Origin of the sequence: Herbiconiux solani NBRC 106740, from assembly GCF_001571005.1 — a bacterium.
Lineage (GTDB): Bacteria > Actinomycetota > Actinomycetes > Actinomycetales > Microbacteriaceae > Herbiconiux > Herbiconiux solani.
On sequence record NZ_BCST01000008.1, the window covers coordinates 86,342 to 111,172 of the forward strand.

Annotated in this window: 26 protein-coding genes; 13 read left to right on the plus strand and 13 right to left on the minus strand. The window is 70.4% G+C overall.

From position 1 onward, the window contains the following. Positions 1-37: 37 nt before the first annotated feature. From HSO01S_RS15345 to HSO01S_RS15390, 10 genes are all read right to left on the minus strand, one after another. Positions 38-625, minus strand: a complete 588-nt coding sequence (locus tag HSO01S_RS15345) for an amino acid synthesis family protein (protein ID WP_066043106.1) — start codon at positions 623-625, stop codon at positions 38-40. Further along, a complete protein-coding gene (locus HSO01S_RS15350) occupies positions 622-1,770 on the minus strand; it encodes an FAD-dependent oxidoreductase (protein WP_218003820.1) in 1,149 nt (382 codons plus the stop codon). The genes HSO01S_RS15345 and HSO01S_RS15350 overlap by 4 nt, the downstream gene beginning before the upstream one ends. Before the next feature lie 76 nt (positions 1,771-1,846). Next, entirely contained in the window at positions 1,847-3,046 is a 1,200-nt protein-coding gene (locus HSO01S_RS15355; protein ID WP_066043108.1) for a M20/M25/M40 family metallo-hydrolase, read from the minus strand. 174 nt (positions 3,047-3,220) lie between these two features. Then, positions 3,221-4,690, minus strand: coding sequence for an NAD-dependent succinate-semialdehyde dehydrogenase (locus HSO01S_RS15360; protein WP_066043110.1), 1,470 nt, complete (start codon positions 4,688-4,690; stop codon positions 3,221-3,223). Then, positions 4,687-5,982 carry an iron-containing alcohol dehydrogenase gene (locus tag HSO01S_RS15365; protein WP_245636027.1) on the minus strand — a complete coding sequence of 432 codons (1,296 nt, stop codon included), beginning with the start codon at positions 5,980-5,982 and terminating at the stop codon, positions 4,687-4,689. Before HSO01S_RS15365 ends, HSO01S_RS15360 begins: the two co-directional genes overlap by 4 nt. Then, a complete protein-coding gene (locus tag HSO01S_RS15370) occupies positions 5,975-6,748 on the minus strand; it encodes an SDR family NAD(P)-dependent oxidoreductase (RefSeq protein WP_066043112.1) in 774 nt (257 codons plus the stop codon). The genes HSO01S_RS15365 and HSO01S_RS15370 overlap by 8 nt, the downstream gene beginning before the upstream one ends. 40 nt (positions 6,749-6,788) lie before the next feature. Next, a complete protein-coding gene (locus tag HSO01S_RS15375) occupies positions 6,789-7,619 on the minus strand; it encodes an HpcH/HpaI aldolase family protein (protein ID WP_066043114.1) in 831 nt (276 codons plus the stop codon). Next, on the minus strand, positions 7,616-8,530 hold the full coding sequence (locus HSO01S_RS15380) for a cupin domain-containing protein (RefSeq protein WP_218003821.1): 915 nt from the start codon (positions 8,528-8,530) through the stop codon (positions 7,616-7,618). The genes HSO01S_RS15375 and HSO01S_RS15380 overlap by 4 nt, the downstream gene beginning before the upstream one ends. A 64-nt stretch (positions 8,531-8,594) precedes the next feature. Then, positions 8,595-9,527, minus strand: a complete 933-nt coding sequence (kce, locus tag HSO01S_RS15385; protein ID WP_066043116.1) for a 3,5-dioxohexanoate:acetyl-CoA acetone transferase — start codon at positions 9,525-9,527, stop codon at positions 8,595-8,597. Then, the gene (locus HSO01S_RS15390) at positions 9,527-10,447 is read right to left on the minus strand and encodes a DUF6282 family protein (RefSeq protein ID WP_218003822.1); all 921 of its coding nucleotides are present in this window, start codon (positions 10,445-10,447) and stop codon (positions 9,527-9,529) included. The genes kce and HSO01S_RS15390 overlap by 1 nt, the downstream gene beginning before the upstream one ends. Before the next feature lie 206 nt (positions 10,448-10,653). On the opposite strand from HSO01S_RS15390, the gene HSO01S_RS15395 reads away from it, so the two are divergent. The 7 genes from HSO01S_RS15395 (at position 10,654) to HSO01S_RS15425 (ending at position 17,311) form a co-directional block, all read left to right on the plus strand. Further along, positions 10,654-11,430 carry an IclR family transcriptional regulator gene (locus HSO01S_RS15395; protein WP_066043118.1) on the plus strand — a complete coding sequence of 259 codons (777 nt, stop codon included), beginning with the start codon at positions 10,654-10,656 and terminating at the stop codon, positions 11,428-11,430. Positions 11,431-11,437: 7 nt separating this feature from the next. Then, a complete protein-coding gene (locus tag HSO01S_RS15400) occupies positions 11,438-12,310 on the plus strand; it encodes an ABC transporter permease (protein ID WP_084361733.1) in 873 nt (290 codons plus the stop codon). Then, positions 12,307-13,143 carry an ABC transporter permease gene (locus HSO01S_RS15405; RefSeq protein ID WP_084361734.1) on the plus strand — a complete coding sequence of 279 codons (837 nt, stop codon included), beginning with the start codon at positions 12,307-12,309 and terminating at the stop codon, positions 13,141-13,143. Before HSO01S_RS15400 ends, HSO01S_RS15405 begins: the two co-directional genes overlap by 4 nt. A gap of 9 nt (positions 13,144-13,152) precedes the next feature. Continuing rightward, positions 13,153-14,307 carry an ABC transporter ATP-binding protein gene (locus HSO01S_RS15410; RefSeq protein WP_245636028.1) on the plus strand — a complete coding sequence of 385 codons (1,155 nt, stop codon included), beginning with the start codon at positions 13,153-13,155 and terminating at the stop codon, positions 14,305-14,307. A gap of 103 nt (positions 14,308-14,410) precedes the next feature. Continuing rightward, the gene (locus tag HSO01S_RS15415) at positions 14,411-15,493 is read left to right on the plus strand and encodes an extracellular solute-binding protein (protein ID WP_169799994.1); all 1,083 of its coding nucleotides are present in this window, start codon (positions 14,411-14,413) and stop codon (positions 15,491-15,493) included. Between the two features lie 65 nt (positions 15,494-15,558). After that, the gene (locus tag HSO01S_RS15420) at positions 15,559-16,350 is read left to right on the plus strand and encodes an IclR family transcriptional regulator (RefSeq protein WP_066043125.1); all 792 of its coding nucleotides are present in this window, start codon (positions 15,559-15,561) and stop codon (positions 16,348-16,350) included. Beyond that, a complete protein-coding gene (locus HSO01S_RS15425) occupies positions 16,331-17,311 on the plus strand; it encodes a cyclase family protein (protein WP_084361736.1) in 981 nt (326 codons plus the stop codon). Before HSO01S_RS15420 ends, HSO01S_RS15425 begins: the two co-directional genes overlap by 20 nt. On the opposite strand, the gene HSO01S_RS15430 is transcribed toward HSO01S_RS15425, so the two are convergent. Next, positions 17,282-18,091 (minus strand): IclR family transcriptional regulator, encoded by an 810-nt coding sequence (locus tag HSO01S_RS15430; RefSeq protein WP_245636029.1) that lies wholly within the window; start codon positions 18,089-18,091, stop codon positions 17,282-17,284. The genes HSO01S_RS15425 and HSO01S_RS15430 overlap by 30 nt on opposite strands. A 154-nt stretch (positions 18,092-18,245) precedes the next feature. Here HSO01S_RS15430 and HSO01S_RS15435 point away from each other — a divergent pair, with 154 nt between their 5' ends. The 4 genes from HSO01S_RS15435 to HSO01S_RS15450 all read left to right on the plus strand — a co-directional run bounded on the left by HSO01S_RS15435 (position 18,246) and on the right by HSO01S_RS15450 (position 21,682). Continuing rightward, entirely contained in the window at positions 18,246-18,944 is a 699-nt protein-coding gene (locus tag HSO01S_RS15435) for a CoA transferase subunit A (protein ID WP_066043127.1), read from the plus strand. After that, positions 18,941-19,627, plus strand: coding sequence for a 3-oxoacid CoA-transferase subunit B (locus tag HSO01S_RS15440; protein ID WP_066043129.1), 687 nt, complete (start codon positions 18,941-18,943; stop codon positions 19,625-19,627). The genes HSO01S_RS15435 and HSO01S_RS15440 overlap by 4 nt, the downstream gene beginning before the upstream one ends. Continuing rightward, complete coding sequence (locus HSO01S_RS15445; protein ID WP_084361737.1) at positions 19,624-20,796, plus strand: acetyl-CoA C-acyltransferase; 1,173 nt, start codon at positions 19,624-19,626, stop codon at positions 20,794-20,796. The genes HSO01S_RS15440 and HSO01S_RS15445 overlap by 4 nt, the downstream gene beginning before the upstream one ends. A gap of 103 nt (positions 20,797-20,899) precedes the next feature. Beyond that, the gene (locus HSO01S_RS15450) at positions 20,900-21,682 is read left to right on the plus strand and encodes a glucose 1-dehydrogenase (RefSeq protein ID WP_066043131.1); all 783 of its coding nucleotides are present in this window, start codon (positions 20,900-20,902) and stop codon (positions 21,680-21,682) included. A gap of 10 nt (positions 21,683-21,692) precedes the next feature. Here the strand turns inward: HSO01S_RS15450 and HSO01S_RS15455 are convergent, their stop codons facing one another. Both HSO01S_RS15455 and HSO01S_RS15460 read right to left on the minus strand, forming a co-directional pair. Then, entirely contained in the window at positions 21,693-23,414 is a 1,722-nt protein-coding gene (locus HSO01S_RS15455; RefSeq protein ID WP_066043133.1) for an outer membrane protein assembly factor BamB family protein, read from the minus strand. Next, positions 23,411-23,878: an RNA polymerase sigma factor gene (locus tag HSO01S_RS15460; protein ID WP_066043135.1), complete on the minus strand. Its 468-nt coding sequence runs from the start codon at positions 23,876-23,878 to the stop codon at positions 23,411-23,413. The genes HSO01S_RS15455 and HSO01S_RS15460 overlap by 4 nt, the downstream gene beginning before the upstream one ends. Before the next feature lie 101 nt (positions 23,879-23,979). On the opposite strand from HSO01S_RS15460, the gene HSO01S_RS15465 reads away from it, so the two are divergent. Both HSO01S_RS15465 and HSO01S_RS15470 read left to right on the plus strand, forming a co-directional pair. Further along, positions 23,980-24,192 (plus strand): hypothetical protein, encoded by a 213-nt coding sequence (locus tag HSO01S_RS15465; protein ID WP_066043137.1) that lies wholly within the window; start codon positions 23,980-23,982, stop codon positions 24,190-24,192. 7 nt (positions 24,193-24,199) lie between these two features. Then, entirely contained in the window at positions 24,200-24,799 is a 600-nt protein-coding gene (locus HSO01S_RS15470) for a dihydrofolate reductase family protein (protein WP_066043139.1), read from the plus strand. Positions 24,800-24,831 lie beyond the last annotated feature (32 nt).

Here is a 24,831-nt window from a genome sequence, read left to right on the forward strand (position 1 = left end):
CCTTATATATGCAGCAGGTCGGGTGCGTCGGGTCGGGTCAGGCGTTCAAGCGGGCGATCACGTCGGCGGCGGTCATCCCACCGACGCGGGCGTTGACACGCCCGCCGGTCGCCACCGCGGCGATGATCACGATCTCGTCGGGCCGCGGTGCATCCGGCAGGGCGAGCGTGATCGCGTCGTAGTGCGACCGCACGTACACCTCATCCTTGTACGCCAGCGGCAGATCGATGGTCGCCCCGGCCGGAGCGACCTTGGTGGCCGACGAGATCCAGGCCTCGCCGCCGCCGACGGCCGCGCGGAAGGCGTCGCCGAAGACCGTGGTCACGCAGGCGACGATGTGCTCCTGCTCGCCGTTGAGGCCGACCATGCCGCCCTTGCCGTAGCTCTCGACCGGGCGACCGCCGAGCAGGGCCGCGGCACGCTCGCCGAGCTCGGTGCCGAGGCTCGCGCTCGCGTCGGTCAGCGGGGAGAGGTCGTCGACCCAGCGGCCGGCGAACGGGTTCTCGAACACCACGGCGACCGCGGCCTTCACGAGCGGCTGCTCGGGGGCGGGGCCGAGCTCGTGCACGGTCTCCTGCACGAAGGAGTGCCAGGCGCGGACCTTGTAGATGGAGTCGATGCTCATGCTGCGTGTACCTCGTGTCGGTTCGGGTCGGTCGGGTTGTAGAGGGCGGTCTGCACGCTGTCGCCCGTGAACTGGTTGCCCTTGGCCATCTCGCGGGTGTCGGCGTACCACTGCGACTTGTCCTGCGCGAGGTCGGTGTAGGGGCGCTCCAGGCGCTCCCACTCCCGGAGCGCGGCGGGCAGGTCCTCCCCCGCGTCGAGCGCCGCGGTCGCGGCGACGGCCAGAGTCCAGGCGTTCTGCATCGCGGTGCCGGCGCCCTGCGCGAGCGCGGGGCACATCGCGTGGGCGGAGTCGCCGATGACAGCGACGTGGCCGTCGGTCCAGTGCTCGAGGCGGGTCGTCTGGTAGCCGTAGTAGCGGCCCTGGATCCCCGCCGCATCCTGAAGCACCGGGGCGAGCTGGGGGAAGACGGAGGTCCAGAGCTCGAGATCGATCGGCACGCGCGAGCCGTCGGCGTCGGCCGAGGGCGACATCAACGCGATGTAGAGCTCCTCGTCGTTGGCCGGCGTGTAGAGCACGCGGAGCACGCGGGGGTCGAGGTTCCAGAAGTCGATGACGTTGTCCCACTCGGTGTCGGGCTCGAGCGCCTGCAGTTCGGCCTTGCGGCGCGGGACGAGGAAGCGGGTGATGCCGTCGCGCGAGCGCTCGCGCTTCATCGGGATGCCGAGCGAGTCGCGCACGGCCGAGCTCACGCCGTCGGCGCCGATCACGAGGTCGGCCTCGGCCGAGCTGCCGTCGGCGAAGGTGACGGTGCCGTCGGGCGTCGCGCCGGTGACCTCGGAGTTCGCGATGATCTCGACGCCGGACTCACGGGCCGCGGTGAGCAGCGTGTCGTGCAGGTGCGGGCGCGTCATCGTGCGCCAGCGGATGCCGTCGAGGGTCTCCTGCGACTGGATGACGTTGTTCATCCGGGTCTCGTACGCCGGCGGGGTCATCGACCGCGCCTGCAGGTCGGGCGTGGCGCCGATCTTGTCGAGCACCTGGAGGCTGTTGTTCCAGAGCACGATGCCCGCACCCTCGGCGCGGAGCTCGGCGGCACGTTCGTGCACCCGCACGCTCCACCCCATCTGAGCGAGGGCGCTGGCGGCGGTGAGTCCCGCGAAGCCACCGCCCGAGATCTCGGCACGGCGTCGGCTGTCGGTCATGTGTCGGTCCTGTCTGTCGTTCTCACTGGTGGGGCTGGTCTGAAGGGTCTGCGGGGGTATGTCTTCGGTCGGCTGGCTACGAATCGGCCGGTGAGAGGTCGGCGGCGGCGATCCGGATGACCGAGAGGCCGATGACCTCCGCGGTCGCGCGGGCGTTCTCCTTGCCGGCGGGGCCCGCGAACTCCCCGGCGCCCGGCTCGGTGTGGTAGCGCCAGCCCTCCGGGCGGCCGACGCCGACGATCGCCGAGCGCACCACCTGGGTGACGTTGCCGAAGTCGGTGGCGAAGCCGAGCGGGGGCGGGTCGGCGATGAAGTCGCGGCCGGCTGCGGCGAAGGCGTCGCCCACGAGGGCGGTGATGCCGGCATCCGGTCGCACCTCGGCGATCGCGGCCGAGCTGGTCCAGCGGGCCTCGAGGTGAGTTGCGCTTTCGCTGGCGCCGTCTCTGGCGCTGGCGCCGTCGCCCTCGAGCAGCCCGTGCAGCTGCTCGGCCAGCCCGTCGAGGTCGGCCTCGCTGTCGGCGAAGAGCAGGAAGCTCGCCTCGAAGGTCATGCCCGCCGACTCCTCGACGTCGCCGTCGACGGTCACCGACTCGATGATCAGCCGCGCGGGGTCGAGGATCTCGGCGATGCGCGACACAGCGGCGAGTGCGGCCAGCGGGGTCGAGACCACGTCGCGGCGGAGGGTGCGGATGCCGACGACCTTCGCGGTCTCCCGGCGCATCCAGAGCGAGGTCGGCCAGACGGTGTCGATGAACTCCGGATGCGGGTAGAGGGCGACGTCGATGTCGTCCCAGACCCCGCGGGCCGCGGTGAGCGCCTTGCCGCTGCCGAGCTCGCGGGTGAGCGGTGAGTGGATCTCGTCGGCCGGGCATCCGACGATCACGACCGTGCCCGCGAGCTGATCGCGCACGGCGGCCAGCGCGAGGGCGGCACCGATGACGCCGCCGGCCTGCGGGCCGTGGCCGCAGGAGTGCACCGGGTCGACGAGGCCCTCGGCGGTGATCGAGGCCGGGGCGTCGTAGACGGCGACGACGCCGACCGTGTTGCCGGGGCGGCCGAAGTCGAGCTCGGCCCGGAAGGCGGTGGGCATGCCGGCGATGCCCTCGGTGACCTCGTAGCCGGCGGCGCGCAGCTGCCCGACGAGGAAGGCCGAACCCTCGACCTCCCGGTGCGCCAGCTCGGGATGCGTGGTGATGAAATCGACGATCGCGTCGATCGACGGGGTGGCCTCGGACACCGCTTCGCGGAACGCCTGGTCGACCGGATCAACCGCCATGTCGTGCCCCCATCGATTCAGAATTCTCACATTGTGGATTGGAATGTCATCATATGACGCAAGTGAAATGAATTCTGTCTGGTTTGACGATCTGTAACAAGCCCTTAACACGAAGAGGAGCGCCTTGCGGCGCTCCTCGGACGTGCACGACCCGCGCGGTGGCGGGCCTCTCCCTTACGCTGTCAGCGCGATGTACTTCTCCTCGAGGAACTCGAGGATCCCCTCGCTCGAACCCTCGCGCCCCAATCCGCTCTGCTTGACGCCGCCGAACGGGGCCGCCGGGTCGCTCACCACTCCCCGGTTGACCGCGACCATCCCGGCTTCCAGACGCCGGGCCACGGCCACCGCCTCGCGCTCCTCGCCGAACACGTAGGCCATCAGGCCGAAGATCGTGTCGTTCGCCATCCGGATCGCTTCGTCGACGTCGTCGTACCGCACCACGGCGGTGACCGGCCCGAAGATCTCGTTCGCGTTGATCTCCGACCCGTGCCGCACCCCGGCGACCAGGGTGGCGTCGTAGAACGCGCCCGTCTCCGAACTCGTCCCGCCCTGCACGACGATCGCACCGTCCCGCACCGCGGAGTCGACGAGGGCGGCGACCTTGTCCCGCTCCTTGACCGAGACGAGCGCGCCCAGCTGGTTGGCGTGATCGAGCCCGGGCCCCACCCGCAGCCGGCCCAGCTCCTCCGCCATCCGGGCGACGAACGCGTCGTGCACGTCGGAGTGCACGTAGAAGCGGTTCGCCGCCGTGCACGCCGATCCACCGTTGCGCATCTTCGCCAGCAGCGACTCGCGCACGGTCACGTCGAGGTCGGCACCCGGGAGCACGATCACCGGCGCGTTGCCGCCCAGTTCCATCGAGGCGCTCACCACCGTGTCGGCGCAGGCGTGCAGCAATTCGCGGCCGACCTCGGTCGATCCGGTGAACGAGAGCTTCCGCACGGCCGGGTGCGCGAGCATCTCGGCGACGATGGGCCCGGTGGGCACCGGGGTGACCAGGTTGACGACGCCCTTCGGGAAGCCGACCCGGTGCAGCACGTCGACGACGTAGGCCGCGGTCAGCGGCGTCTCCCGCGCCGGTTTGAGGATGACGGAGCACCCCGCGGCGAGCGCCGGCGCGAGTTTGCGCGTGGCCATCGCGGCCGGGAAGTTCCACGGCGTGATGAGCAAGGACACGCCGATGGGCTGGCGGTCGACGACGATCCGCTTGTCGCCGGCCGGTGACAGACGGTACTCGCCGGGGATGCGCACGGCCTCCTCGGCGAACCAGCGGAAGAACTCCTTCGCGTAATTCGCCTCGCCGATCGCGTCGGCGTAGGACTTGCCGTTCTCGCGGATCATGATCTCCGCGAACAGCTCGACCTCCTCGGTGAGCACGTCGTAGGCGGCGCGCAGCAGTTCGCTGCGCTGCCGCGGCGGGGTCGCGGCCCAGGACTCCTGGGCGGCCGACGCGGCCTCGACGGCCTCGAGGCAGTCCTCTCGGCTCGCGGCCGCGAAGGAGGCGATCGTCGACCCGTCCGCGGGGTCGATCACCGGGAAGGAGGCGTCCTCCGACCCCCGCCGCCAGCGGCCGTCGATGAACAGGTCGGCGATCAGCGGCGCGGATGCCGGGGGGACGGTGGATGAGGATGTCGCGGTGGTCATGGTCGTGCTGCTCCAGCGGGTCGGCGGCCGCGGACGGCCGAGGCGGCGATGAGGGACCGGTCGCCGGCGTGGGCGGCCTCGAGGATGGTGAGGATGGTCGACGGCTCCGAGCCGACGGGCGAGATGTCGACGAGCCGTTTCGAGAGCAGCGCGAGCTCCGCGATCCGGGGCAGGTCCTCGCGCGCGACGCCGATCTCGGCGAGACCGACCGGGATGCCGATGGCGCGGCACAGTCGCGCCACGCGATCGACGGCATCCTGGGCGGCCACCCACGGATCGGTGGAGGAGCCCCCGAGCGCTACGTCGATGGCGGCGAGCTTCTCGGGGATCACCGGCACGCAGGCCTGCAGCACGTACGGGATCATCAGCCCCGTGCCCAGCCCGTGCGGGGTCTTGGTGATCGCTCCGATCGGGTACTGCAGGGCGTGCGAGAGGTGGGTGCCGGTCGGCCCGAACGACATCCCCGCCAGCAGGCTCCCGTAGGCGACCTCGGCGCGGGCCTCCCGGTCGCTCCCGTCGGCCACCGCCCTGGCGAGGTTGGGGGCGATCCGCCGCACGGCTTCGAGGGCCAGCTGCCGGGCGAACACGTTGCTCCCGGTGAACACGGGTAGCGTCGCCGACCAGTCGAGCGGCAGCTCGGCGGCGGTGTACGACTCGAGGGCGTGCACGAGGGCGTCGATCCCGGCGTAGGCCGTGACGGAGGCGGGGGCGCCCATCGTCAGTTCCGGATCGACGACGGCGGCGACCGGGATGAGGTGGTGGCTCGAGATCCCGATCTTCATCTCGCGGTCCGGGTCCGAGATCACGGCGACGGGGGTCACCTCCGACCCGGTTCCGGCGGTCGTCGGCACCGCCACGATCGGCAGCACGGGGCCTGGGACGTTGTTCTCGCCGTAGTACGCGCTGAGGGGGCCGCCATGGGCGACCAGCAGCGCGATCAGCTTGGCCGCATCCAGTGAGCTGCCCCCGCCGTAGGCGAGGATCACGTCGGGCGAGTACGCGGCCGCGACGGTCCCGGATGCGGTGAGCGAGTCGACGGGCAGCTCCGGGAGCACGTCGGTGTGCACCTCGACGGACAGGCCGGCCGCGCGCAGCCGATCCACGGTGCGGAGGAATTCGGGCGAGCCCGCGAGGAACGGATCGACCACGGCGAAGACGCGGGTGCCGTGCTCGGCCAAGATGAGCGGCAACTGGTCGCGGACGCCGAAGCCGAAGTGGATGCGGGAGGGCAGCCGCAGCGTGCCGGTCCCGGTGAGGGCGGAACCCGCGGTGGGGTGCGTGGTCCTAGGCACTGAAGCCCCCGTCCACCGGCAGGGCCACACCGGTGATGTGACCGGCCCAGTCGCTGAGCAGCCAGGCCGCGGCCTCGCCCACCTCGGCGCCGGTCCCGGCCTTGCGGAGCGGGGTCGCCGCGATCCGCGCCTCCACGCCACCCGGCAGGTTGATCCGCGTCTGCTCGAGCATCGGGGTCTCGGTCGGCCCGGGGGCGAGCACGTTGACCCGCACGCCGAGGGGGCCGTTGTCGTGGGCCGCGGTGCGGGTCAGTCCGATCACCGCATGCTTCGTGGCCTGGTAGGCGCCCATCCCTGAGCTGCCGCGCAGCCCGCCGATGCTGCTGACGTTCACGATCGATCCCGCGCCGGCCGCCCGCATCACGCGGAGCTCCTCGCGGAGGCAGAGCCAGACGCCCTTGACGTTCACCGACAGGATGCGGTCGAAGTCCTCCTCGGACACCTCGTCGAGCCGGCCGCCCTGGGTGAGCCCGGCGTTGTTGAAGGCGCCGTCGAGCCGTCCGAAGCGCTCGACCGTCGCATCCACGACCCGCGCGACGTCGGCGCCCACGCTGATGTCGCCGGTCGCGTGATGCGCATCGAACCCCGCGGCGGTGAGCTCGTCGGCGACCGCGCGGAGCGGCCCCTCCGTGCGCGCCACGAGCATCACGGATGCGCCGTGCTCGGCGAAGACGCGGGCGGCGTCGGCGCCGATCCCCGCGCTCGCACCCATCACGAGGACGACCTTGCCCTGCAGCATCCGGGTGTCTCTGGTGTTCTCAGTCATCGTGTTCCTCTCGCACGAACCGTGCTCGTCGTGATCTCGATCATCGTCCTCCTCCGTGGGGCACGTCGACGGGGTCGACCGTGCCGTAGCGGATGGTGCGCCCCGCCGTCAGGGCGGCCGCCGCGGCGGCGCCGAGGAGGCTGGCGTCATTGCTCATCATGGTGAAGCGGTAGCCCGCGTCGACCGCCGCCTGCACCGACGCCGCCGACGCACCACCGGCGTTGCCGATGGGCACGCCGACCGCGACCGTGTCGCGGATGGCGGCGTCGATCAGGGCGACGATCTCGGGATCCGACTCGGCGCGGCCCTCGCTGGTGGAGAGGTCGGCGGCGCCGATCAGGAGGGCGTCCACTCCGTCGACCGCGGCGATCGCGCCGGCGTCCCGGGCGGCGGCGGCGCTCTCGATCTGCGCGATCAGCACCACCTCCTCCTGGCCGTAGCGGAGGTACTCCTCGCGGCCGAGCGCTCCCCAGGCCCCCGCCCGGCTGGTGCCGCCGACCCCGCGCGTGCCCTTCGGCGCGAACCGCACGGCCGCGGCGGCCGCCTCGGCCTCGGCCACGGTGTCGACGTGGGGCAGCATGATGCCTTCGGCGCCGGCGTCCAGCACCCGCTGCACGATCCCGCCGTCGAGCGCCGGGATCCGCACGATCGGGGACACGCCCGCGTAGAGCGCCACACCGATCTGGCGGTAGGCCGTCTCGATGCTCATCGCCGAGTGCTCGAGGTCGATGACCACGAAGTCGAAACCGGCGAGGGCCACGAGCTCCATGCTCTCCATCGCGGGGAGCTTGACCCACGTGCCGATCGCGGGCCCGTCGGGGTTCGCGAGGGCCGCTCTGAACAGGCTCTTCGGCCTGGGCAAGGTGGTCACTTCGACGGGTAGTCGTCGGCGTTCAGCACCCAGCCGGAGGCCGAGAAGTCCTCCCGCGGGGGCGAGAAGATGTCCAGCAGCTGCTGGTGCTCCCCCACGCCCTGCGTCGTGTGCACGGTGGGCGGCGGGATGATGCAGATCGACGGTGTCCCGATCTCGCCGTGCTCGTCCGGCCGCCACTGAGCGGAGTCGGGCCCCCACGGGTAGCGGATGTGGTGCACGAACCTCCCCTTGACCCCGAACGAGATCTGCTCGAAGTCGTCGTGGTGGTGCGGGGAGAGCTTGTGTGCGTTCCGCGGTTCGGGCTCCTCGGCGAGGAAGTTCACCATCAGCGTGGTGGTGCGGAAGATCCGGCCGAAACGGCCCTCGGCGATCGGGGTGTCGGCGAGCGGGTAGACCCGCAGAGCGAACCCGCCCACCGGGTCAGGCCAGGGCACGAGCGGAGCGGCACGGAGGTCGGGCTCGGCGTAGGCCGCGGCATTCGACGCGGCGTCGCGCAGGTCGGCCGACAGCGTGGAGAAGACCCGGATCACGGGCCCGTCGCCGAGCACCTCGATCGTGCTGTCCCCCGGGGGCACGACGACGAACGCCTCCTCGTCGACCTCGACGGTGCGGCCGCCGGCCGTCACCCGGAGGGGCGCGCTCTCCGAGTACATCAGCACCGCGTACTCGTCGGGCTGCCCGGTGCGGTCGAGCAGGTCGCCCGCCCTGGCCTCGGAGTAGGCGATGACCAGGTTCGCGGCCCGCGCGATCCAGGTGCGGCTGCCGGCCGGCGAGGTCCAGGTGGCCTCGACGTCGCGGAAGGCGATCCACTGCGAGGGCTTGATCGGCGTGGAGGGGTCGATCGCGGTCACCGGCGCGGGGGCGGTGGCGAGCTGCGACCGGATGTCGTCTTTGGCATACATCGTCATGATCTCGTTCCTTGTCTGTCCTGGGTCCGTCCTGCATCCGGCCTGCGTCGGGCCGGCGGGAAGCTCAGAGGGTGACCTTGTCGCCGCCCTTGAGGGCGAGCATCCGGCGGGCGTCGGCGGGGGTCGCGATCGTCTTGCCGAGGTCTTCGACGACCGCGCGGATCTTGCGAACCTGCTGGGCGTTGCTCGTGGCGAGCTCGCCCTTGCCGATCCAGAGGCTGTCCTCCAGCCCCACCCGCACGTTTCCGCCGAGCCACGCGCTGTGCGTGCCGAACTGCATCTGCGAACGGCCCGCTGCGAAGGCGGAGAAGTAGTAGTCGTCACCGAAGAGCTTGTCGGCGATCGCGACCATGTGCGTGAGGTTCTCGTGGTCGGCTCCGATGCCGCCGAGGATGCCGAACACGCCCTGGATGAGGAACGGCGGCTGGATCAGCCCGCGCTCCACGAAGTGCGCGAGCGTGTAGAGGTGCCCGATGTCGTAGCACTCGAACTCGAACCGGGTGCCGAGCTCCTCGCCGAGCTCCCGGAGGGTGTACTCGATGCGGTCGAAGGAGTTGATGAAAGGGTGCGAGTAGGTGTTCTGCACGTACTCCTTCTCCCAGTCGTACTTCCAGTCGGTGACCTTGTCGGCGATTCCGGAGTACACGAAGTTCATCGAGCCCATGTTGAGCGAGGCCAGCTCGGGCGCGAAGCGCAGCGCGCCTGCGAGCCGCTCCGGCATCGTCATGGCCGACGATCCGCCCGTGGTGATGTTGATCACCACGTCGGTCTGCTCCAGGATGCGCGGCACGATCTGCTCGTAGACCTCGGCCTGCCAGGCCGGTCGGCCGTCGGGGTGACGGGCGTGCAGGTGGATGATCGCCGAACCGGCCTCGACGGCCTCGAGCGCCGACCGGACCACCTGGTCGGCGGAGAGCGGCAGATACTCGCTCTGCGACGGCACGTTCACCGAACCGGTGACGGCCGTCGAGATGATCACCTTCTCGGCGCTGCGCATCAGTTGCTCTCCTCGAGGCCGAGCAGGAATGCGGTGTTGCGGCAGATCATCTGGCGCACGTCCTTCTCGGAGATGCCGTGGTCGAGCAGCTGCTGCACGACGTAGATGTAGCCGTCCACCGGGAGCGGGTTGGTCTTCTGGCCGAGGTCGGAGTCGATCACCGTGCGCTCGGGGCCGACCTTGCGGATCCAGTCGACCAGCTGCGAGATCGGGAATCCCGGGGCCGGGACGGCGGGGTGGTACATCGACATCTCGTGCTCGACGAACGCCCCGTAGCCGAGCATCTCCTCGACGTCGCCCTCGGAGGCGTTGACGATGAAGTCGGGGTGGTGCAGCAGCAGCCGGCGCACGCCGTTCTCCTGCGCAGTGGTGAACAGGGCCTTCATCGACTCCGCGTCGAGGTGCCCACCGGAGAGCATGATCCCGGCCTCGGCCACGAGCTGGGTGACCCGTACGGTCTCCGGCGAGACGACGCCGGGGCTCGCCCAGACCGACTCCTCCTTCTCCTCGAGATTCGATCCCGCGGTCGGGAAGCCGTCGTCGTGGCTGTGGGCACGGATGTGCTGTCCCGCCGACACGGTCGGGCCCCATACGGCACGGCCGCCCATCTGGATGGCGACGGCCACCGCCGACGGGTTGACGCCGCCCACCTCGGAGTTGAGCGCGACCCCACCGTAGACCGGGGTCGGTGCATCCTTCAGCAGTTCCTTCATGGCCAGCAGGTCCATCACCGTGTTGTGGTGGTGCGACTTGATCAGGATCGCCCGCATCCCGATGCGCGCGGCGTCGTAGGAGGCCTCGACGTGATCGAGACGGCGCGGGAACGGGCTGGGGCCTGAGTGCACGTGCAGATCGACCGCCCCTTCCAGGACTTTGAGCAGGGCGGGCGATGGTGTGGTCATGTCGTCGGCGACGAGCATCCGAGAACCTCCTTGTGTTCGGATTGCGGACTTTTGGTTCAGATTACGGACTTTTATAATGGCTGTCCAGCCCGATCGCAGCCATCTCGCCGGTTTGTTGAATCCCGAATGTGTTCGAGATGCGAAATTGGTAATTGCATTATGAACATTTGCTTGCTTTACTGATCCAGGTACGCAGACACAGACCCTCGACGAGGAGGTGAGAGATGACCGGCACGGCCACGGAACCCGGCGACGACCAGACGGTCATCGCCCTGCCCGACACCGAGCGCGGCGCGATCCAGTCGATCGAGCGCGCGGCCATGGTGCTGGCGCTGTTCGATCAGCACACGCGCACGCTCTCTCCGGCACTCGTCTCCGAGCGACTGGGGCTCAACCGCACGACGGCGCACCGCTATCTGCAGTCGCTCCAGGCGTCCGGCTTCCTGAACGCTTCCTACGGCCCGGGACCGCTGGTCGACCAGCTCTCCGGACTCGTCTCGAGCCGGCAGCAGATCCTCGCGCTGGCGCCGACGATGCTGCGCGAGCTCTCCGACCGCACAGGCCTCACGGCCGTACTCAGCTTCCTCGGCCGCTCCGGCGCCGTCGTCGGGCACGTCGAGGAGGCCAACGCGGGCACGATCGTGCTGACCGTGCGGGTGGGCACGGTCCTCGAGCTCAAGGCGGCCCAGTCGCGCGCCCTGCTCGCCTTCCAGTCCGACCCCTCCGTCATCAGCCGCCTCCACTCGAGCCTCTCCCCGGAGGAGGCCCGCAGGGAGAACCTCGAGCTGGCCCTCGTCCGGCGCGACCGGGTGGCCTGGGCCGACCTGGGACGCGTCGGGCTCGCATCCGTCGCCGTGCCGGTCTTCGGCTCCGACGACGTGCAGGCGGCGATGGCGGTGCTGGGCACGACGACGATGCTCCCTCCCTCCGAGCGATCGGCAGACCGCGTGACGATGCTGAGAGAAGCCGCTGAGCAGCTCAGCGCGATGGTGAACGGATGACCACGACATGACAACCACGACCCGAACCCGACGGGCTCCCCGCGCGAGCTGGCTCCTCCTGGTGCCGGCGCTCGCCCTCCTCGCCGTCATCCTGCTCGTCCCCCTCGGGCAGAGCCTGCTGCGGAGCATCGGCACGCCCCAGTTCACGCTGGAGCACTACGCCGGCCTCTTCACCGACGGAGTGACGATGACCGTGCTCGGGCGTACCGCCCTCACCGCGGTGATCGTCACCATCGTCGCGTTCCTCCTCGGCTATCCCTACGCCTACCTGATGACCCGCGTCGGTCCGCGACTGCGCGGCGTGCTTCTCGTGATCGTGCTGATCCCGTTCTGGACCTCGGTCATGGCCCGCAACTACGCCTGGATCGTGCTGCTGCAGCGCGGCGGCCCGGTGCAGAGCGTCTTCGAGTTCTTCGGGGCCGGTGACGTGGTCTTCCAGGGCAGCGTCGTCGGCGTCACGATCGCGATGAGCCAGGTGCTGCTGCCCTTCATGGTGCTGCCGCTGTTCAGCTCGCTCGGCGGGATCGACCGCAAGCTGCTGCTGGCCGCGCGGGGCCTCGGCTCGTCGCCGCTGGTCGCGTTCTGGAAGATCTACTGGCCGCTGTCCCGCGGAGGCGTCGTCTCCGGGCTGATCCTCGTGTTCACGCTGAGCCTCGGCTTCTACGTCACACCGGCGCTGCTCGGTTCGCCCCAGCAGTCCTTGATCGCCCAGCTGCTCGCCCAGCGCACCACGCAGCTGCTCGACTTCGCCGGAGCCGGCGCCCTGGGCATCCTGGTGCTCGTCATCACCCTCGCCCTGGTCGCCTGGGCCAACCGCTTCGGCGGCACCATCTCGGCGATCGGCGTCGCCAGCACCTCACAGCAGAAGGAGTCGCGATGAGCACCGCCGTGAAGGGCACGACCCGCCGGCCGACCCGTCGTCAGCGCGGGGTCGATCCGATCCCGCGGTGGCTGATCGTCATCGGCGCCGCCGTGGCGCTCTACTTCATCCTCCCGACGCTGATCGTCATCCCGCTCAGCTTCAGCTCGGCCTCGGCGTTCGAGTTCCCGCCGAAAGACTTCTCGCTCCGCTGGTACGAGAACTTCTTCACCGACCCGATCTGGCTGAAGTCCCTCGGCAACTCGTTCCTCGTGGCGATCCTCGCGGCGCTGATCGCGACGATCGTGGGCACGGCGGCCGCGGTCGGGCTCAACCGGCTGACCGGGCGGCTGGCCGGGTTCCTGCGCACGCTGCTGATGATCTCGATGGTCACCCCGGCGATCGTGGTCGCCGTCGCGGTGTACATCTCGTTCCTCCAGTGGCACCTGACGGGCAGCCTCCTCGGCTACGTGCTGGCCCATGCGGCACTGGGTGTGCCGTTCGTGCTCGTCTCGGTGACCACGGCCCTCGGCGGTTTCGATGCGACGCTGCTCCGGGCGTCGTCGTCGCTCGGCGCCTCGCCGCTGCACTCGTTCATCCGCGTGACCATGCCGCTGATCAGCCGAGGCGTGATCACGGGCGCCATCTTCGCCTTCGTCACCTCGTTCGACGAGGTCGTGATCGCGCTGTTCCTGCGCTCGCCCACGTTCCAGACGCTGCCCGTGCAGATGTACAACAGCGTGACGTTCGAGCTCGACCCCACCATCTCCGCCTCGTCGAGCCTCGTCGTCGTCGTGGTGACCATCATCTTCCTCGTGCCGCTGCTCATCGGCAGCCGTAAGAAGACCCGTTAGGAGACCGCCTTGACCATTTCCAGCAAAGAAGCACCCGCCGGCCCCGCCACCCCCGTGGCGTCGGCCCCGGCGTCCGGTCGGCAGGGCACCCAGATCCGTCTCGCGGACGTGACGAAGGACTACGGTCTGGCCGCACCCGCCGTCGACGCCATCTCCCTGACGATCGAGCCGGGAGAGTTCATGACGCTGCTGGGCCCGAGCGGCTCGGGCAAGACCACGACGCTCAACCTGATCGCCGGTTTCGAGACGCTCACGGCCGGCACGATCGCGTTGAACGGCTCCGACGTGGGCACCCTGCCGCCGCACAAGCGCAACCTGGGCATGCTGTTCCAGAACTACGCCCTGTTCCCGCACCTCACGGTCGCGCAGAACGTCGCCTACCCACTGCGCGAGCGCAAGGTCGGGAAGGCCGAGATCGCCCGGCGGGTCGCGGAGGTGCTCGATCTCGTGCAGCTGCCCGGCCGCGACGGCAACTACCCCTCGCAACTCTCCGGCGGCCAGCAGCAGCGAGTCGCCCTCGCCCGGGCGATCGTCTTCAACCCCGCCGCCCTGCTGCTGGACGAGCCGCTCGGCGCGCTGGACCGCAACCTCCGCGGTGCACTGCAGATGGAGATCCGCCGCATCCACCGCGAGGTCGGATCCACCTTCGTGTTCGTCACGCACGACCAGGAGGAGGCGATGAACCTCTCCGACCGGATCGCCCTGTTCAACAGCGGCCACATCGAGCAGGTGGGCACGCCCGAGGAGCTCTACCGGCGTCCCGACACCCTCTTCACCGCCCGCTTCCTCGGCGACTCCAACGTCTTCGATCTGGGCAGCGGCAGCTTCGGCTCGACGGCCAGCTGGGAAGGCAACTCGTGGGCGGTCGACCCGGCCACGATCTCCGGGCACTCCGGCGTCTCCTCGCACGCGGCCATCGTGGTCCGTCCGGAGGACGTGCGGATCGTGTCCGATCCCACCGCCGTCCCCGCCGGAGCGAACTCGGTCGGCGCCGCCGTCCGCGACGTCGAGTACATGGGCTCCTACCGCACCGTGATGCTCGACGTCGGGCAGGCAGGCCGGCTCGGCCGTGCCCGGGTCGACGCCCTCGACTCCGCCTTCTCGATCGGCGACCGGGTCACCGCGTGGTGGCGACCCGAACGCCAGCGCATCGTCGCCGCCTGACCCGGGCGCGCGCATCCTCTCCCTTCCCCGTTCCATCGACCCGTCACCCTCACCCACCAGAGCGCCCGGCCCGCCGGATCGCCAACCGAAGGAATCGACAATGATGTCCAGATCCAGAACCGTCACCATCGGCCTCAGCCTGATCGCCGTCACCGGAGTGCTCTCCGGCTGCGCGGGCGGCACGTCGGACGCCGGCAGCACCGGCTCCGCTGGCGGAGCAGACGCTCCGGCCACGATCACCTTCGTCGGCTACGGCGGAGGCGGCCAGGACGCCCAGATCGAGGCCTGGCAGACGCCCTACACCGAAGCCCACCCGAACGTCACCTTCGTGAACACCTCGCCCCCGGACGTCGCGCAGGTCAAGGCGCAGGTCGACAGCGGCGCCGTGCAGTGGGACGTGATGGCGACAGCGCCCTACGCGGCGCAGCAGAACTGCGACACCCTCTTCGAGCCCCTCGACCTCAGCGCGATCGACCAGACCGACCTGGTTGAGGGCACGGTCGGCGAGTGCTACCTCGGCAACTGGATCAACGCGACCCCCATCGCCTACCGCACCGATGCCTTCCCCGCCGGGCAGGGTCCGAAGACCGTCGCCGACTTCTTCGACAAGGAGAAGTTCCCGGGCCAGCGCGGAATCGTCACGAACCTGCAGAACGGCATCCTCGAGTACCCGCTGCTGGCCGACGGGGTCGCTCCGGACGCCCTCTACCCGCTCGACGTCGACCGCTCGCTCGACAAGCTCGACAGCATCCGCGACGTCACGACCTTCGCGCCCAACGTCGGCGCGCTCCAGCAGGCCGTCGAGGCGAACCAGGTCGACATGTTCCTGCTCCCCGACTCCCGCCTGGTGCCGCTGCTCAAAGGCGGGATGGACATCACGATCGTCTGGGACGAGACGGTCGCCTCACTGAACGCCTTCGCGATCCCGAAGGGCGCTCCGAACAAGGATGCTGCGGTCGCCTTCATCTCCAGCGTCGTCGAGCCCGAGCAGGTCGCAAAGATCTCCGAGCTGCTCGGGGTGGCGCCGGTGAACACCGCCGCGAAGCCCCAGCTGGACGAGTTCACCAAGCAGGTCGAGGTCTACGGCCCCGCCAACACCGGAGGAACCGTGCTGCAGGACGTCGACTGGTACGCCGACAACTTCAACGACGTGTCGACCAAGCTCACCACCTGGTTGGCCGGATGACCGTCGGGCTCGCGCTCGCGCCCCGCCACCCGGGCCGTGTTCCCCTTCTGAACTACGCTTCAGGCATGGTGAACACCGAAGGCACAGGCGAGGCGTCCGGTTCCGACATCCAGGCGGTGGCCCGGGTCGGTCAGATCTGCTCCCTCTTCGGCCCGTACACGAACGAGCTGACGGCGGCAGACGTGGCCGAGCGCCTTCACCTGAACCGCACCACGGCGTACCGCTACTGCGCGTCGCTGGTCGCGGCCGGAATCCTCGAGCGCGGGCCCCGGCGGGGCGCCTTCGTCCTCGGCGGGCTCATGCTCCAGCTCGGCATCCACGCCCTCAGCCGCCGCCAGGTGATCGAGATCGCGCCTCCCCACCTCGCCGAGCTCGGCGCCTCCGTCAGGATGACCGCCGTGCTCAGCCTGTGGGGAGCGCGCGGCCCGGTGGTCGCGCTGGTCGAAGAGGACAAGAGCCGCACCGCGGTCGTCACCGTCCGGGCGGGTTCTCAGCTGGATGCCACAGCCGCCCAGACCCGCGTCTTCCTCGCCCATCTCGCCGACGAGCGGGCGATGGGCTGGCTGACCGAGGGGGCGACGACCGCACAGCGGGCCGAGCTCGAGGCAGCCGTCTACACCGCCCGCCGGGCCGGCTACTGCATCGCCTCGCAGTCGGGCGGGGTCTTCTCCGCCGCCGCACCGGTCTTCGACGAGTTCGGCATCGCTGCGACCGTCGGGCTGCTCGGCGCCGACCCCCGCGCCGACCTCGGCCCCGGCTCCCCCATCATCTCCGAGCTCCTGAAGACCACGTCGGCCCTCAGCAGCGAACTCCGCGGTACCCGAGAGGGACGACAGAATGAGAACTCCGACCTATGACGAGCTCGCCTCGGCCGTGCCTCCGGGCTCGAGCTGGGACGTCTTCGGCCGTCAGGACCAGCTCGGCACGATCAACTTCCTGACCCCCGACCGGGTCGCCGCCGCCGCGCGACTGGTGCGCACCGGGAAGCGGTTCGGGCTCGATCATCCCGTCACTGCGTTCGAGCCGTATCCCACGGGCACCCGGCGCGCGCTCCGGCACGAGGTGTTCTCCAACAACGAGTGGCATCGCGACGACTTCGTCGACTCCTTCTACCTGCAGTCCTCCTCGCAGATCGACGCCCTGCGGCACATCGGGCACCCGGAGCACGGCTTCTACAACGGACTGGCCCCCGATGCCAACGGTCCCGGCACCACGACCCTCGGCGTGCACAACTGGGCACGCGCCGGGATCGCCGGCCGCGGGGTGCTCCTCGACCTCCCGCGCTTCTTCGAGCGCAACGGGCGGGAGTACGACCCCACCCGCACGATCGTCGTGGATGCCCGGATGCTCGACGACCTGGCCGAGAGCCAGGGCGTGACCTGGAACGGCGGCGACATGCTCCTGCTGCGCACCGGCTGGGCGGAGCAGTACCTCGTCAAGACGCCCGAGCAGCGACTCGAGACACCGTGGAGGCGGTCGCCGGGACTCGCCCAGCGCGAGGAGATCCTGCGCTGGCTGTGGGACCACGAGATCGCGCTCGTGGCGGCCGACAACCTCGCGGTCGAGGCCGATCCCGTGATCGACAGCGACTTCCGGACCCCGGGCGAGCGGCCGCCCGAGAAGGGTGTCGACCACAGCGGGATGCTCCACCGGCCGCTGATCGCCCTGCTCGGGATGGCCCTCGGCGAACTCTGGAAGCTGGACGACCTCGCCGCGGACTGCGCCGACGACGGGATCTACGAGTTCCTGCTCACCTGCAAGCCGCTCAACCTGATCGGCGGGGTCGGCTCACCGCCGAACGCGATCGCCCTCAAGTGACCGCAGCGCCGTCCCGACCGCGTGCGCCTGCTCCAGCAGGAGCCGGCCCAGCTCGGGGCGGCGATCCGGGCGGAACCGGGACTCGATCCCGGTGAGGCTGAGCGCCCAGGCCGGGCGGCCTGCCGCGTCGAACACCGCGGCCCCCATTCCCCAGCTGCCCTCGAGGATCAGCGCCGGATTGACGGCGTACCCGTTCTCGCGGGTGGTGGCGATGCGTTCGCGCACCGCACCTTCGGCGTGCTCGGCCCCCCAGCGCTCGTCGAGGCGGGCCTGACCCAGGTACTCGTCGATCTCGACCTCGGGGAGGTAGGAGAGGATCGCCAGCCCGGCGGAGGCGACCCCGAGCGGGAAGCGGACTCCTTCGTAGAGCACGAAGGAACGCACCGGGAAGCTGCCCTCCTCCCGCAGCAGACAGACGGTCTCGGCGCCGCGGCGGGCGGAGAAGAAGGCGCTCTCCCCCGTCTCGCGGGCGAGCAGGCGGACGCTCTCGCGAGCCGCATCCGTGATGTCGTAGCGGTCGGCGGCGAGCGACCCGAGCAGGTACAGCTCGGGGCCGAGGAACCAGCGACCCCGGGCGCGGTCGTGGTCCAGGAAGCCCTCGGCGGCGAGCGACCCGAGGAGACGGTGGGTGGTCGGGCGGGTGAAGCCGGTCGCGTGGGCGACCGCGGCCGCGGTCACGCCCTCGGGGTAGCCGGAGACCACCCTCAGCACCTGACCCACCCGGGAGACGAGTTGTGCTCCCCGCATCGGATCCGCCGTCTGGTGGCTCGAGTTGTCCATATGGTGAGCATAGTCTCGACCCGAGTCCAGACTGCGATCGGTGCCCGTGGGGCGATTGCCGTACGGATTGACGCTGATTCAGGGCGCCCGTAGCATCCGAATCGGGGCCGATCTCTGACCACGAAGTGGACACCGGCCGCACGAAGGAGTGCTGATGACGAAGATCTGGACGGGCGCCGCGGCGGCGCTGCGCGAGGTGATGAGCGACGGAGCAGTGATCGCCGTGGGTGGCTTCGGTCTGTCGGGGAACCCCACCGACCTGATCGAGGCGGTGCGCGACTCCGGCGCGACCGGGCTCACGATCGTCTCGAACAACATGGGCGTCGACGGCAAGGGCCTCGGGTTGCTGCTGGAGAACCGGCAGGTCAGCAAGGTCATCGCCTCCTACGTCGGGGAGAACCGGCTCTTCGCCCAGCAGTTCCTCGACGGCGAGCTGGAGGTCGAGTTCACCCCGCAGGGCACGCTCGCCGAGCGCCTGCGCGCGGGCGGAGCAGGCATCGCCGGCTTCTACACCAAGACCGGGGTGGGTACGCCGGTGGCCGAGGGCAAGCCGCACGCGGAGTTCGACGGCGAGACGTTCGTGCTCGAACGCGGCATCGTGGCCGACGTCGCCCTCGTCCACGCCTGGCGGGCCGACCATGAGGGCAATCTCGTCTACCGCCACACGGCACGCAACTTCAATCCATTGGTCGCGACCGCCGGCCGGGTCACGATCGCCGAGGCCGAGCAGGTGGTCGACGACTGGCTCGACCCGAACGCCGTCGTCACCCCCGGCATCTTCGTGCAGCGCCTCGTCGAGGCGCGCCCGCGCGTGAAGGACATCGAACAGCGAACCGTACGGAGGGCGTCATGAGCTGGACCCGCGACGAGATGGCGGCGATCGCCGCCTCGGAACTCCGCGACGGCGAGTACGTCAACCTGGGGATCGGGATCCCCACGCTGGTGGCCAACCATCTCCCGCCGGGGGTCAGCGTGACCCTGCAGAGCGAGAACGGACTGCTCGGCATGGGCCCGTTCCCGCTCGAGGGCGAGGAGGACGCCGACCTGATCAACGCCGGGAAGCAGACGGTCACCCTCCAGGACGGGGGCAGCTACTTCGACTCGGCCACCTCGTTCGGGATGATCCGCGGCGGCCATGTCGCGAAGGCCATCCTCGGCGCCCTGCAGGTCGCGGGGAACGGCGACCTCGCGAATTGGACCATCCCGGGCAAGCTCGTGAAGGGCATGGGCGGGGCGATGGACCTCGTCGCCGGAACGCCGCGGGTGATCGTGATCACCGACCACGTGGCCAAGGACGGCACGCCGAAGATCGTCGCCGAGTGCGACCTGCCGCTCACCGGGGCCGGCGTGGTCGACCGCATCATCACCGATCTCGCGGTCTTCGACGTGCAGGGCGGCGCGCTCGTCCTCCGCGCCGTGGCCCCGGGCGTCGAGGTCGACGAGGTGCGGGGGAAGACGGGGGCGGCGTTCACGGTGGCACTGGACGACGCTGCGGCATCCGGGGAGAACGCCTCGCTCGGGAAGGCGGCGCGGTGAGCGCGGTGATCGTGGGCTACGCCCGCACCCCGTTCATGCGGTTCGGCGGTCGGTTCGCGTCGATCCCGGCCACCGAGCTGGGCGCGGCCGCGATCCGGGCGGCGCTCTCGCGCTCCGGCGTCCCGGCCGAGGAGGTCGACTTCGTGTACGGCGGGCAGGTGCTGCAGGCCGGAGCCGGCCAGAACCCGGCGCGGCAGTCCGCCGTCGGCGCCGGCATCCCTCTGACGGTGCCGGCCCTCACCCTGAACGCGGTGTGCCTGTCGGGAATGGAGGCCGTCGTCGCGGGGGCGCGGCTCATCGACGCCGGAGACGCCGAGATCGTGGTCGCCGTCGGCCAGGAGTCGATGTCGCTCGCGCCGCACGCGTGGCCGGGGTCGCGCGCCGGCGCGCGCTACGGCGCGATCGAGCTGCTGGACACAATGGAGCACGACGGCCTGACGGATGCGTTCGAGCGGCGGTCGATGGGAGCGTCGACCGAGGAGCGCAACGACGCCCTCGCCCTGACCAGGGTCGACCAGGATGCGTGGGCCGCCTCCTCGCACGCCCGCCTGGCCGCCTCGGTCGACGTCCAGTCGGGCGAGATCGAGCCGTTCACGATCGACGGCCGCCGCGGCTCGACGACGGTCGCGGCCGACGACGGGCTCCGGGCCGACACCACGGTGGAGTCGCTCGGCTCACTGCGGGCGGCCTTCGGCGGCTCGGGCACGATCACCGCGGGCAACTCCTCGCAGATCACCGACGGCGCCGCCGCTCTCGTGCTGATGAGCGAGGAAGCGGCGGCCGCTCGCGGGATCACCGGGCTGGCGCGCATCCTCTCCCACGCCTTCGTGGCAGGGCCGGACGTCTCGCTGCACGCCCAGCCGGCAAGGGCGATCCGCGCCGCGCTCGCGAAGACGGCGCACGACGAGTCCGCGCTCCACGCGGTCGAGATCAACGAGGCGTTCGCGGCGGTCGCCGTGCACTCCACCCGCGAGCTCGGGATCGACGAGTCGATCGTCAACACCCACGGCGGCGCGATCGCGCTCGGCCACCCGATCGGGGCGTCCGGGGCGCGGATCGTCGGGCATCTCGCCCGGAGGCTCGCCGACGGCGGGGCCGGCGCACTCGGCGCTGCCGGGATCTGCGGAGGCGGCGGGCAGGGCGCGGCTGTGGTCCTCCAGGCCATGTGAGAGGGAGGGCCAGATCGGCCGCCGAGGGAAATAGCTGTAGTTACAGGCGTATGCTCGGAGGTGATCGCCCGCCATCCAGACGGGCCCGCTCGAAAGGCCCACCGTGAACCGCTTCACCGACCGCGTCGTCCTCATCACCGGCGGGGGGTCCGGCCTCGGCCGCGCCACCGCCGTCCGCCTCGCCTCCGAGGGCGCGAAGCTCTCCCTCGTCGACGTCTCCGAGGCCGGCCTCGCCGCGACCGTCGAGGCCGTCACCGCCGCCGCCCCCGAGGCCGAGGTGCTCACCCTCATCGCCGACGTGTCGAAGGAGGAGGACGTCGACCGCTACGTCGCCGACACCGTCGCCCGCTTCGGCCGCATCGACGGCTTCTTCAACAACGCCGGCATCGAAGGCCGCCAGAACCTCACCGAGGACTTCTCGGCCGCCGAGTTCGACAAGGTCGTCGCCATCAACCTGCGCGGGGTCTTCCTGGGCCTCGAGAAGGTGCTCAAGGTCATGCACGAGCAGGGCTCGGGCATGGTCGTGAACACCGCCAGCGTCGGCGGCATCCGCGGCGTCGGCAACCAGTCCGGCTACGCCGCCGCCAAGCACGGCGTCGTGGGGCTCACCCGCAACTCGGCCGTGGAGTACGGCCAGTTCGGCATCCGTATCAACGCGATCGCCCCCGGCGCCATCTGGACCCCGATGGTCGAGAACTCGATGAAGCAGCTCGACCCCGAGAACCCCCGCGCCGCCGCGGAGCAGTTCATCCAGGCCAACCCCACCAAGCGCTACGGCGAGGCGCCCGAGATCGCCGCGGTCGTGGCGTTCCTGCTCAGCGACGACGCGAGCTACATCAACGCGGCCGTCGTGCCGATCGACGGCGGGCAGTCCTACAAGTACTGACCCGCGGCGATCAGCCGATCCCGAACACGGTGCCGTTCGAGAAGCCGACGAGGTAACCGCCCGCGAAGTCCCAGTGCTCGTCGTAGGCGATCGGGATGCTCCAGAGGGGCGCCCCGGTCGCCGCGTCGACAGCGGTGCCGGCGCCCTTCGGCGCCGAGTCGACGGGGACGGGCTTCTGGCCCTTGTAGCTCCAGAGCCCGCCGGTGCCCATGCCGCCGGTGAGCTGGTAGGAGAGCTGGAGACCGCGCGCGCCCTTCCACGGACTGACGCGCTGGCTGACGTCGACCGACGAGCCCGTGGCCTGATCGAACCCGCACCGTCCGGTGTCGTCGTCGTAGGAGACGACCAGCCCGTCGGAGGTCACAAAGAACGACGAGGTCGACACGAAGGTACCCGACGTCGTGCTCGTGGTCGCGCACGCGGAACCGTCGGCCTTCCACCTGGTCGCTCCCGTACGGCCGTCGATGAGCTCGAGTTGTGTCCCGGGTCCGACGAGGAGCACGTCGGAGACGAGTGGGAAGCCCGAATTCGGGTCGGCGCCGGTGCGGTTCACGGGTGCGATGCGGTAGCCGGAGTCCAGCGTACGATTCCAGATCTCATTGCCGGCGTCGTCGATCCCCGCGACGGACCGGAAGATGTCGCCGTCGAGCATGTCGGAGCCACGCACCGTGAAACCGTCGTAGTAGAAATAGCGACGGTCGGTGGTGTCCGCGACCATCACCGCCCCGGTGTCCACGTCGAAGACGTCGAGAACACTGCGGCGACTGTCGACTGTTCGAGTCACCTGGAGGATCGAGCTGTCATTCTCGATCGCCGCGGCCGTCACGCGCTCACCCTGAAGCGGCACGGTCCAGAGGGGGCTGCCGAGATCGCGCGGGTCAGACCGCATGACGACCCAGTTCGTCGTCGGCTGGCCCGCCGGGTCGAGCTGCCGCGCGACGAACGAGACGTCGCCGGAGACGCCGGGCACCGGGTCGAGCCTGTCGATCTCCAGGCCCGCGGGCGTCGAGATGTCGCCGAGCGTGGCTCCTGTCGCGAGATCGAGCACCTCGCTGGGACCCGCCGTCGAGCCGCTGTACGTATACAGATCCCTCACCATCACCCGTCCCGAGGTACCGAGCAGGGTCGCGGTGGTCTGCGCGTTGTAATCGAACGCCCAGGTCCAGTCCCGGCTCCACACCGTGGCACCGGTGCTCGTGTCGATCAAGGTCAAGGAGTAGCGGCTCTCGTCGAGGTTGCAGTCATAGGCGGAGTCCTCCGGCGGGCGGGTAGGCCCGGTCTGCACGAGCGCGTAGCCGTCGGACACGTCGACCACGCTCGGGTACTCGCACATGTCACCGATGCCCGGGAGCGTCAGCGACCACTTCGGGGTGGTCGCGGGCTGCGTGAGCACGTCGTGGGGGGTGATCGGGTCGCCGGTGACGACGAGCGGATGCGGCGTCGCCGTCGGTGCAGGCGCGGTCGGCTTCGGCGTCTCGACCGGCGGCGGGGCGGCGGTCACCGTCTCCGTGACGGCGGGAGCAGGCGCCGGGGCACCGAACAGGTCGGTCCCCGTCAGCGCCACGGCGACACCGGCCGAACCGATGCCGGCGGCGAGCGCGGCGATCACCGAGATGACCGCGATGCGGAGATGCCGCTTGTGGTCGCGCCGGGGCGCGTCGGCGACGGTGGACACGAGCATGCTGCGGATGGCAGCGCTTCGCGACTCGTCGAATCGGGGCTGGTCGTTCATCGGGCACCTCCGGCGTCGAGATCGGGTTCGTCGGCGATGCCGGGGCCGGGGGCCGGCGGTGCGACGGCGTCGAGGTCCCGCTTCGGGTCGGGTTCGACGTACTGGCCCTCGAGTGCGGGGCCGGGGGTGACGGTCCGGGTAGGAGCGACAGGCTCGGGCAGTCGTTCGAGCAGTGGGGCGTACTTCTTCGCGAGCTTTCCGCGACTGCGGACGACGTCGCGCACGGAGCCCGAGAGCCACGAACGGAGCGACCCGTCCACGACCTTGACCGCCGAGCGGCGGCGCCAGGCCTCGAGGAAGACCATCGCGGTCACGTCCTCGGCCTGGCGCGCATCCGTCACCGCTGTCAGTACCTGCGCGAACACGTCGTCGCGGTGCCGGTCCCAGACGCGCGCGAACGCGTCGGAGTCCCCCGATCGAGCCGACGGCCAGTCGGTCTCGTCACTGTGTGGATCAGTCCCCATACCCCTTAGTGTCCGATGCCCGCGATCGGTTCCACGACATCTGTCGCCCCGGCGCGGCCCGAAACCTTGCGGGCGCGGGGCGGCGGGCGGAGACTCGGGTCATGGACCCGATCGTTCTGCTCGCCGCCGCCGCGCTGCCCCTGGGCATCGTGATCGCGACGACGGTGCACGCGCTCGTGAAGCGCGCCCGGGCCACACCCCCGCACGACGACCGCCTCCGCGTGGGCTCCGAGCCCGAGATCTCGGCCGGCGACGCCTACCGCCGCGCCCGCGGCAAGTCGGCCTGGATGACGCCCGGCGGCGGCGGACTCTGAGCGACCCATGCGCGAGCTGACCTACTTCGTGGCGACGACCCTCGACGGCTTCATCGCCGGGCCCGAGGGCGGTGACCCGAGCGACACCAGCCCTGGCGGCTTCTTCCTCACCCAGGGCGACCACTCCGAGCCGCTGTTCAGTGCCTACCCCGAGACCCTTCCGGGCGTCGTGCGCGAGCACCTCGGACTCGACGCCGAGAATCGGGTGTTCGACACGGTGCTGATGGGCCGAAGCACCTGGGAGATCGGCAACGCGGTCGGCCTCACCGACCCGTACCCGCGCCTGGCCACCTACGTCTTCTCGCGGTCGCTGGCGAGCCTTGACCCGAGCCCGGATGCACGGCTCGTCTTCACCGCCGACGACCCGGTCGCCACCGTCCGCGCCCTCAAGGCAGAACCCGGTCTCGGTATCTGGCTGTGCGGCGGCGGCACCCTCGCCGAGTCCCTCTGGCCCGAGATCGACCGCCTGGTCGTCAAGGTGAACCCGGTCGTGATCGGCGACGGCATCCGGCTCGTCGAGGGCCCGTTCGGTGTGCGCGGACTCACCCTCACCGACCACCAGGCCTACGACAGCGGGGTCGTCGTCCTCACCTATAGCACGTCCTGACCATCGGGAATAAGTACGGCCCTCTGGCGTTG